At 48.3% G+C, this 8,481-nt stretch carries 12 protein-coding genes; 1 reads left to right on the top strand and 11 read right to left on the bottom strand.

Annotation, left to right across the window (positions count from 1 at the left end; genetic code table 11):
* Nucleotides 1-181 precede the first annotated feature (181 nt).
* The 11 genes from WFI24_RS24640 to modA form a co-directional block, all read right to left on the bottom strand.
* The gene (locus WFI24_RS24640) at nt 182-523 is read right to left on the bottom strand and encodes a hypothetical protein (RefSeq protein ID WP_145325194.1); all 342 of its coding nucleotides are present in this window, start codon (nt 521-523) and stop codon (nt 182-184) included.
* Nucleotide 524: 1 nt separating this feature from the next.
* Entirely contained in the window at nt 525-824 is a 300-nt protein-coding gene (locus WFI24_RS24635) for a hypothetical protein (protein WP_145325193.1), read from the bottom strand.
* Nucleotides 821-1,162, bottom strand: a complete 342-nt coding sequence (locus WFI24_RS24630) for a restriction endonuclease subunit S (protein ID WP_145325192.1) — start codon at nt 1,160-1,162, stop codon at nt 821-823. Before WFI24_RS24630 ends, WFI24_RS24635 begins: the two co-directional genes overlap by 4 nt.
* A gap of 23 nt (nt 1,163-1,185) precedes the next feature.
* Nucleotides 1,186-1,473, bottom strand: coding sequence for a hypothetical protein (locus WFI24_RS24625; RefSeq protein ID WP_017692509.1), 288 nt, complete (start codon nt 1,471-1,473; stop codon nt 1,186-1,188).
* A 121-nt stretch (nt 1,474-1,594) separates the two neighbouring features.
* Nucleotides 1,595-2,347 (bottom strand): amino acid ABC transporter ATP-binding protein, encoded by a 753-nt coding sequence (locus WFI24_RS24620; RefSeq protein ID WP_145325191.1) that lies wholly within the window; start codon nt 2,345-2,347, stop codon nt 1,595-1,597.
* Complete coding sequence (locus tag WFI24_RS24615) at nt 2,344-3,054, bottom strand: amino acid ABC transporter permease (RefSeq protein ID WP_336764697.1); 711 nt, start codon at nt 3,052-3,054, stop codon at nt 2,344-2,346. The genes WFI24_RS24620 and WFI24_RS24615 overlap by 4 nt, the downstream gene beginning before the upstream one ends.
* Nucleotides 3,055-3,058: 4 nt before the next feature.
* The gene (locus WFI24_RS24610; RefSeq protein WP_336764696.1) at nt 3,059-3,802 is read right to left on the bottom strand and encodes an amino acid ABC transporter permease; all 744 of its coding nucleotides are present in this window, start codon (nt 3,800-3,802) and stop codon (nt 3,059-3,061) included.
* Nucleotides 3,803-3,825: 23 nt separating this feature from the next.
* A complete protein-coding gene (locus tag WFI24_RS24605) occupies nt 3,826-4,665 on the bottom strand; it encodes a transporter substrate-binding domain-containing protein (RefSeq protein ID WP_145325188.1) in 840 nt (279 codons plus the stop codon).
* 300 nt (nt 4,666-4,965) lie between these two features.
* The gene (locus tag WFI24_RS24600; protein ID WP_145325187.1) at nt 4,966-5,298 is read right to left on the bottom strand and encodes a hypothetical protein; all 333 of its coding nucleotides are present in this window, start codon (nt 5,296-5,298) and stop codon (nt 4,966-4,968) included.
* A 273-nt stretch (nt 5,299-5,571) separates the two neighbouring features.
* Nucleotides 5,572-6,258, bottom strand: coding sequence for a molybdate ABC transporter permease subunit (modB, locus tag WFI24_RS24595; protein WP_336764695.1), 687 nt, complete (start codon nt 6,256-6,258; stop codon nt 5,572-5,574).
* A complete protein-coding gene (gene modA / locus WFI24_RS24590; RefSeq protein WP_336764694.1) occupies nt 6,255-7,127 on the bottom strand; it encodes a molybdate ABC transporter substrate-binding protein in 873 nt (290 codons plus the stop codon). Before modA ends, modB begins: the two co-directional genes overlap by 4 nt.
* Nucleotides 7,128-7,364: 237 nt before the next feature.
* On the opposite strand from modA, the gene WFI24_RS24585 reads away from it, so the two are divergent.
* Nucleotides 7,365-8,396, top strand: a complete 1,032-nt coding sequence (locus WFI24_RS24585; protein WP_336764693.1) for a helix-turn-helix transcriptional regulator — start codon at nt 7,365-7,367, stop codon at nt 8,394-8,396.
* The last annotated feature ends 85 nt before the right edge of the window (nt 8,397-8,481 follow it).

Genomic DNA, 8,481 nt, shown 5'->3' with positions numbered 1-8,481 from the left:
CAACCAACATCGACCACAACGAAAACTAAATAAACTGCCTCCGGTAGAGTTCCGGAAGCAGTTTATAGCCTAGGGTCTTTTTTCAATGTCTATTAAATGGGGTCTTGACCATCTGTCCCCCCGGGCTATTTGCATCTGTTAGCAGATATCATTCCATGCAGGAATAATCGTGTTTACTCGGTTACTGTGCTTTGTACGCCAGCTGATGTCCGTCCTCGAATCCCTTGGCGAAACCCGCGTTGAATCCCTCGTTGTATGCCTCGTTGTAGCCCTGGCTGTACGCACTGTCCGGGTTCGGATCGGTAGGGGTAGCCGGGACGAATGGTTGTACGGGCTTCGGACTCCGGTGCCGCCGTACCGTACGTTTCTTTTTTTTGAGCCACGCACTGCGTCCTTTAATCGGGCGTTTGTGAAGTACACGTTTCGCTTTGAGCGCACGCAGCTTGCGGATTTTACGCAGACGGGCTCCACGGGTTACCAAAGCTCTCTTGGTTCTCAGTCGAATTTTCTTCTTCTTTAACATGTCAACATTCCTCCTGTATGTCCCGAACGATACGAATCGCACACCCGGGGTCTTTGAGCCACGGCAAGCCAGGCTCCCCATGCTGAATTCGGGCCAGTCTGATGCCCGTAACCATACGAGACATCTGCTCCTGATAGCGACTCAGCAGACGAATGTTCTCGGCCAGACTGCGGGCGGATACCTCCGAATGAGCGGATACGCTGGCTACACTGTCCAGAATGCGTGCCAGCGCCTGCTGACTGTGTGCTATGGATTCAATGAGAGCCAGCTTCGCTTCCTGCTCACGCCGCATCAGACTCATTTTCCCAAGTCTCCCAGATCCATGCCGCCAAACATGCCACCGTCCATACCGCCGCCATCTTCGCTATCGTTCTGTACCATCACCGCTTTGAGATTGTTGCACAGTCCGGTTTCCATCCGGGTCAGCCCTTCCAGCATTTCCACCAGCTGATCATGCATTTTGAGTGGCTCACCTACCTGATCCCCATGCGTCAGAAAGGTATCCCCATTCAGATGATTCAGCGTCCAGTTCCGTACCTTCTCGGCCTCAATCGCTTTTGCCTCCAGAATCAGGGCAATATTCCACTGCATCTTGGCTGCTGCATCCAGCATCAGAATGAGACTCTGTTCTCTACTCATGCTCCTTCACCCGCCTTCCGGGCTTATTCTTCTTCTTGAACCGCGATCTCCCGCATGACCTGGGTCAGCGTCTCGGCGACAGCCTCTTCCAGATCTGCAAGGCCTCCCAAGTAAGAGATAATGCTTTTGTTGATTTGCCCCGAGCTATCCAGCAGACCGTCAACGCCATCCAGCTCCGGTTCGATATCTGGCAAATGATTAATGATTTCAGACATGCGTACAGCGACTTGGCGTTTGGCATCCAGCACTCGTGCGATCTGCTGGTGAGAATGTGCAATATGTGTGATGATTTCATCAATTTTGCTCTGCATGGTCCTCCTCCTTACCGTCACGGCCTGCTTCACCCAAAGAAAAACCCGGCCTATCAGCATTTGCCTGTTACAGCATATGCCGGGCCGGGATCGTCAGTTACTACAGCTTGCGCCTATATCGTCAGATGACGTAACTCCAGTCGGAAGAATATCGACTGAGGAATTGGCGAGTACGTTCCTGCTTGGGACGCACAAATACTTCTTCCGGTGTTCCTTCCTCCACAACGGAACCTCCGTCCATGAAAACAACACGATTCGCCACTTCACGGGCAAACCCCATCTCATGGGTCACCACAATCATGGTAATGCCCTCCTGAGCAATGGAGCGGATGACAGACAATACCTCACCCACAAGCTCGGGGTCCAGCGCCGAAGTCGGTTCATCAAACAGAATGACTTCGGGATTCAGTGCCAGTGCTCTGGCAATGCCCACCCGTTGCTGTTGTCCACCGGACAACATACTCGGATACTCATTGATTTTGGCAGATAGTCCGACTTGTTCAAGCACGCGCAAGGCGCGAGCGCGAGCGTCGGGTTTGGACATTTTCTGGGCAATAATCAATCCCTCGGTGACGTTATCCAGCACAGTCTTGTGTTTGAACAGATTATAATGCTGGAAGACCATCGCCGTTTTACGTCTCAACTGCACAATGTCGTGTTTACGTGCATGCTTGCAATCGACGGTCAATCCACTGATCTGAACCTCGCCCTCATCAGCACGTTCCAGAAAATTAACACAGCGGAGCAATGTCGTTTTGCCTGAACCGCTCGGCCCAAGGATCGCTACAACATCGCCTTGCTCCACGGTCAGATCAATCCCCTTCAGTACTTCCTGTTTGCCGAATGTTTTGTGAATATTCGTTAATGTAATCATGACACGCCCCCTTTGCTGTACACGGCAACCCGACGCTCAAGCAAAGCGGTGATCCGCTCGGCTATGATAGTCAGCCCCCAATAGATGAATGCTGCTGCGATAAAGGCCTCCAGAAATTTCAGACTGACGGATGCCACCACGTCTGCTTTACCGAGTATGTCCATCTGCGACACGGTAAAAGCGAGTGTTGATCCATGCAGGAACCCGACAAACATGCTGCACAGATTGGGTAACACCGCCCCAAGTGCTTGAGGGATGATGATGCGCCTTAAAGCTTGGAATGTATTCATGCCTACAGCGTGAGCGGCTTCCATTTGTCCAATATCTACTGCTAGGATGCCCGAACGGATAATCTCCGACATATAGGCGCCCGCAGTGAGTGAGAAGGCGATCAGCACAAATACGAGAATCGGGATCGAAGATGATTGGAAGGCCCAGCCATAACGTTCAGCCAATTGATCGATAATCATCGGAATGCCGTAATAGATGAGGAATAGATGCATCAGCATCGGCGTCCCACGCAGGAAAGAAACGTAGAATTCAGCAATGCGGTGTATCCACCGCACACGATAGATACGGATCAGAGCCGTAGCCAGACCGATCCCGAAGCCTGCAATCAACGGAACAATCGTAATGACGAGTGTCAGTGGCAATGCCTTCAGGATTTGAAAAAAGGATGTATAGATAAACTGGAGATCAATCGACATATGCTCACCCCACTATTCGTTTCAGGCGTTTGGCTCGAATTGCCGGTTTGTGTGCAACTCTCTTACGTTCATGACGCTGAAGTCTGCGTTCTGCAACGGCGAACCCTTTTTCAAGCACAATGACAATGACATAATAGACTACGGACAGACTGATATACACTTCAAGCGCATGCGATGTAGCCGAGATTAGCGTCTGCCCTCTGCCCACCATATCCATGACACCGATGGAGAACGCCAGTGACGTATCCTTCAATGAACCAATTAACGTATTGGCCATGTTCGGAAAAGCAACAATCAGTGCCTGCGGAACAACAATCCGCCGAAACGACTGGAATGTCGTCATGCCCGCAGCGTAGGCTGCTTCGGTCTGACCTTTGTCCACACTGCGTACCGCTCCTCGAAAGATCTCGGCAAAGGAGGCCGCATCACTAAGTGCATAGGTCACAATGACAAATAGCAACGGGTCGGTTCTCGACAGGTCGATGCCAATTGGTTTCAGCAGTTCGGGAAGTCCGTAGTACACCAGAAATAACTTGATCAAGATCGGTGTGCCACGCATGAATGAGACGTACAGGGTAGCCAGCTGGCTTAGTACCGGAATCCGGTACAGCCGGGGAACGGCCAGGAGAACGCCGCCCACCAGTCCGAGCACAATGGAACCACCCAGTACAATCAGTGTTATATGCAAATACCGTAGCAGTTCCGGGATGAAATCCAGAACCAATGACAGATCAAATGATTTTCCCATTACCGCTGCACACCTCTCTCAGACTACTCTTCAATCGTATAGTCAGCTCCAAGCCACTCTGTGCTCAGTTTGCCTAATGTTCCATCTTCTTTGATCGCTTTGAGCGCTTCATCCACTTTAGTTTTGAGCTCCTGCTCATCTTTGTTCAGAATGAAGTAGACTTTGGAGTTGGAGAGGGCATCTCCTACCGTTTTCAACTGAGCATCCACCGCCTTATTCTGATAATCAATGGCAAATTGAGTGCTGATCGTTGCATCCACCCGGCCTGTTTTGATCTGGGTAATGGTATCCTCACCTGCTCCGGAATAGACGATATCAATCCCGTTGCCGTTTGCTGCATTCCATTTCTCAGCAAGTACAGCTGCATTACTCGTAGCGCCCACAATCAGTTTTTTACCCTTCAGATCCTCAATGGATTGTACTGCCTCATTTTTCTGACTTACGACAATTTTATTAGGGAAAATATTATAGGCTTCATCATTAAACAGGAATTTGGCCTGTCTCTCTTCATTCACTTCCATCTGGTGTGCGATCAGGTCAATTTTTTTCGTTTCCAGACTCAGCAACAGGTTTTTGAAATCCATGGTGCTGAATTCAAATTCGTACTCAGGCAAGCGTTTGTCAATCTCACGGATCAGTTCCACATCATAACCTGTTAACTTGCCATTCTCATCAATGAAGCAGACATTCGGAAACTGTGTACCTGTTCCTACAATGATCTTTTTCACTTTGGTGTCGCCTGCTGCCGAAGCAGATTCTGACTCATTGCTTGCAGTTCCTGTACTGCATCCAGCCAGTACCGCCAGCATTGTGATGAACAGCAGTGCTGTCCGGAATTTTTGAATCCCCCGTTTTTTAACCATTTCCAATCTCCTCCACAGGCTGTTATCACAGCAAATATGATGTGTGCTCCCCATCCTCAAATTTCTTAACAAACCATTCTTACTTGTATACTCGGAATTAGGTTGAACAAAGAATATCATCACCAGTCGTGCTTCGGCAATATCTAAACTAATAGGACATCCTGATAAGATTATAGAACTTCTCTATAGTACGCAAAAAAGCCATCCCCAATATTGAATTGGTGGATGACTTTTTCAGGTGTGGATCTCTTGGATCATACTATTTTGATGTTACACCATTTGATGTTTGACACGATTCGTCTATCTGCGACTTGCCCATTTAATTTTACGTGCGACTTCCAATCGCTGTAATTGCAAGAGCCCGATGCGTTCTTCGAATTTCTTGCGTTCATCCATGGAATGAGCGGCATGAATCTGATGGCAAAGACCTGTCAGTTTGCTATTGATATAATCAAACCGTGTCCATAATTCTTCTTCAGGTGTGCGCTGCTGCTCCGTCGCCGTCTGAAATATTTTGAGTTGGTGGATAAGGGATTGCTGCCATTCCTGATCTTGAACTTGGATGGCAAAATGCAAAAGATCCAGATAGTCATCGATTTGCAACGAAACGCCGCAATCAGGTTTAGTGTTCATCGTCGTCTCTCCTTATTTCAGTACTTGGCTGGAATCAGTTACTTCTATCTTACAGGAACAAGCCCCCTGAAAGCGAGTGCTGAACGATTAAATTTTGGAAAAAAAATTATTTTTTTATGTTAAATTAGCTTTACATTTCCATTAGGGCCAATTCGGTTAACGGTTTGATATCGGTGCATATAAAATTGGTAATAAAAACCCGCATAAAGGAAGAAACACTTTCCCTAACACGGGTTTTTCGTCATGTTTGATATAATATGGATGTATACAAAATCAGTCGTTTTTGCCATCTCGCTGCTGCCTCGTCATCAGTAACATGATAAACGAAATGAAAATAATGGAAATCGTCCACGCCCAGGCCATGGTCTGATTGCCCGAATCCACAGCGACATAGATCGCCGTCGGTACCGTTTGCGTTTTGCCTGGAATATTACCTGCAATCATCAATGTCGCTCCGAATTCCCCGAGTGCACGGGCGAAGCCCAGGATGAAGGCGGTCATCAGTGCTCTGCCTGCGAGCGGCAGGGAAATGTAACGAAATACCTGCCATTCATTCGCCCCAATCGAACGCCCCGCATCTTCCAGATCACGATCCACACCACTGAATCCCGATTTCATCGTCTGATATACCAACGGGAAAGCAACTACCACCGAAGCAATCACTGCAGCCCACCAGGAGAAAATAACGGGTGCAGAGAATATCGCTTCAATCCATTGTCCTAACAGACTTTTACGTCCCAGTATGACAAGCAACAGAAATCCGACTACCGTCGGAGGAAGAACCAGTGGCAGCATAAATGCTGTTTCCAGCAAAATCTTCCCCCGAAATGAACTGCGTGACATCTTCCAGGCTATAGCGATGCCAAGTATGGCAGCCACCACACTGGATAACAGCGCAACCTGAAGTGACAACCGCACCGGTGACCAGAATACGGACCAGTCTATTGCGTTCACATTCATTCCGGAATGGAGAATCCGTATTTTGCGAAGATTTCAAGTACTTCAGGGGTTTGCAAATACGCATAGAATTGATCGGCTTCCGTACGGTGTTTCGTTCCTTCAATAATACCTACCGGATAATTGGCGGGTGTGTAGTTATTCTTGTCTACCTCAAACGCAATGTTCACCTGATCCGAAGTAAGAGCATCTGTTTTGTATACAAATCCTGCATCTGCATTGCCTGTCTCTACATATTGAAGAACTTGCCTAACGTCTTTCCCCTGCACAAGCTTGCTTTTCAGTTCATCCCACAGCTTGGCATTCGTCAGAGCTTCCTTGGCATAGGTTCCCGCAGGCACACTTTCCGGAATTCCAATCGCTACTGTCTTGATGGAATCGCTGGTGAGATCAGCTTCGCTGGTTACTGTATGGGCTCCATCTGCTGGCACTATTGCCACCAGTGAATTCTGTAGCAAATTCTTCTGATCGCCCGATGCAATCAGGTTCTCATCCACCAGCGCACTCATATTCTTCGTTGCCGCCGACACGAAGATATCAGCCGGTGCCCCCTGTTCAATCTGCTGTTGCAAGGCACCTGATGCGCCAAAGTTAAAATTCAGTTCTATATTGGGATTCGCTGTTTCAAAGTTCGTTTCTATTTCCTTCATGGCATCCGTCAGACTGGCAGCCGCAGAGATCGTCAGATCTACCGTTTCCTGTGGATCAGTATTTCCTGCTGATGAGCTTTCACCAGATGCCGCTGGCTTTGAAGTCGTCTGTTCTGCACCTGTGGACGTATCCGTAGTCCCCGTGCTTGCGCCACAACCAGCCAATACAAGAGCCAGTCCCAGTGACACACTTCCCAAAACATATCCGATTCTATTTCTCATACATTTATCCCCCAATGTTATGTTTGGTTATAACTAGATATAATTGATTATAACTAATTATACACAAGACGAATAAAATGGGAAGGTGAGTTCAATCACATTTGATTTTTGTTACCTCTCTTATGCGTTTCTTCCCTGTTCTCAGGTTTATGGCATCCCTCAATTAATGATATAGTACAAGAAACATTCATAACAAAACCATAATTGCTCTATACCTTTGAAGGAGGATCTTCACTTATGACGGAGGAGCAATCCTACACAACGGAAGAAATATCCAAGCTGCTCAAAATATCGAAACTGACGGTCTATGACCTGATCAAAAAGGGAGACCTCGTCGCCTACCGTGTGGGTAAACAAATGCGAATTGATAGAGCCGATCTGGAGGCATATAAACGTCGCTCCAAGCAACTCCAATCCCCAGGTCAGCGCATCCCGACTTCGGATCAGGCCCCCGCATCGGGGACTCAGACTGGGTATGGTGATTCCCAAGGGACTTCCCTACAATCAGCAACCCCCACCGGATCTTCGCCAGCAATGTCTGGCCATGTAATGACAGGTACGCCACGGCATCTGGTCATAACAGGTCAGGATGTCAGTCTGGATATCCTAATGCGACATATGGAGAAACACACACGGGACATTCGTCCGCTTCGCTCTTTTATGGGTAGTCTGGATGGGCTTATCTCGATGTATCGCGGCGAGTCCGACTTGGTCAGTACCCATCTGCTTGATGGCGATACCGGTGAATATAATCTGCCGTACATTCGCAAAATTTTGACAGGGCGGTCTTATGTTGTGGTGAATTTGCTGTCCCGACCTGCAGGATTGTATGTTGGGCGTGGCAACCCGCTTCATTTGCAGAATTGGAACGATCTCAACAAGCCTGAGCTGCGATTGGCTAACCGGGAGAAAGGTTCTGGCGCGAGAGTATTGCTGGATGAACAACTTCGGCTGCACGGAATTCCTGCTGCAAGTCTTATCGGATATGAAGCGGAAGAAACCAGTCACATGGGCGTGGCTGCCAAAGTCAGTTCGGGTGAAGCCGATGTCGGAGTCGGCATTGAGAAGGCTGCGAAACTTGTGGGACAGGTTGATTTTATCCCTCTGATTCAGGAACGCTATGATCTGGTCATGCTGAGGAAGCAAGGCAATGAAGCGTGGACCGAATCGGTACTGCGGATTCTCCAATCGCCGGAGTTCAGGCAGGAACTGCAGTCATTCGAGGGATATGATGTATCCCGAACAGGTGAGATTTTGTACGAAGCATAGGTTTACGAAAAACATCCCATTACAGCCGATGCTAAACGGATGTTACACATGATGCATATACAAAACGCCTTGCAAATGGCTGCAA

Source organism: Paenibacillus sp. USHLN196 (assembly GCF_037144955.1).
In the GTDB taxonomy this organism is placed as follows: Bacteria; Bacillota; Bacilli; order Paenibacillales; family Paenibacillaceae; genus Paenibacillus; species Paenibacillus xylanexedens_C.
This window is presented reverse-complemented; position numbering and strand designations above follow the sequence as displayed.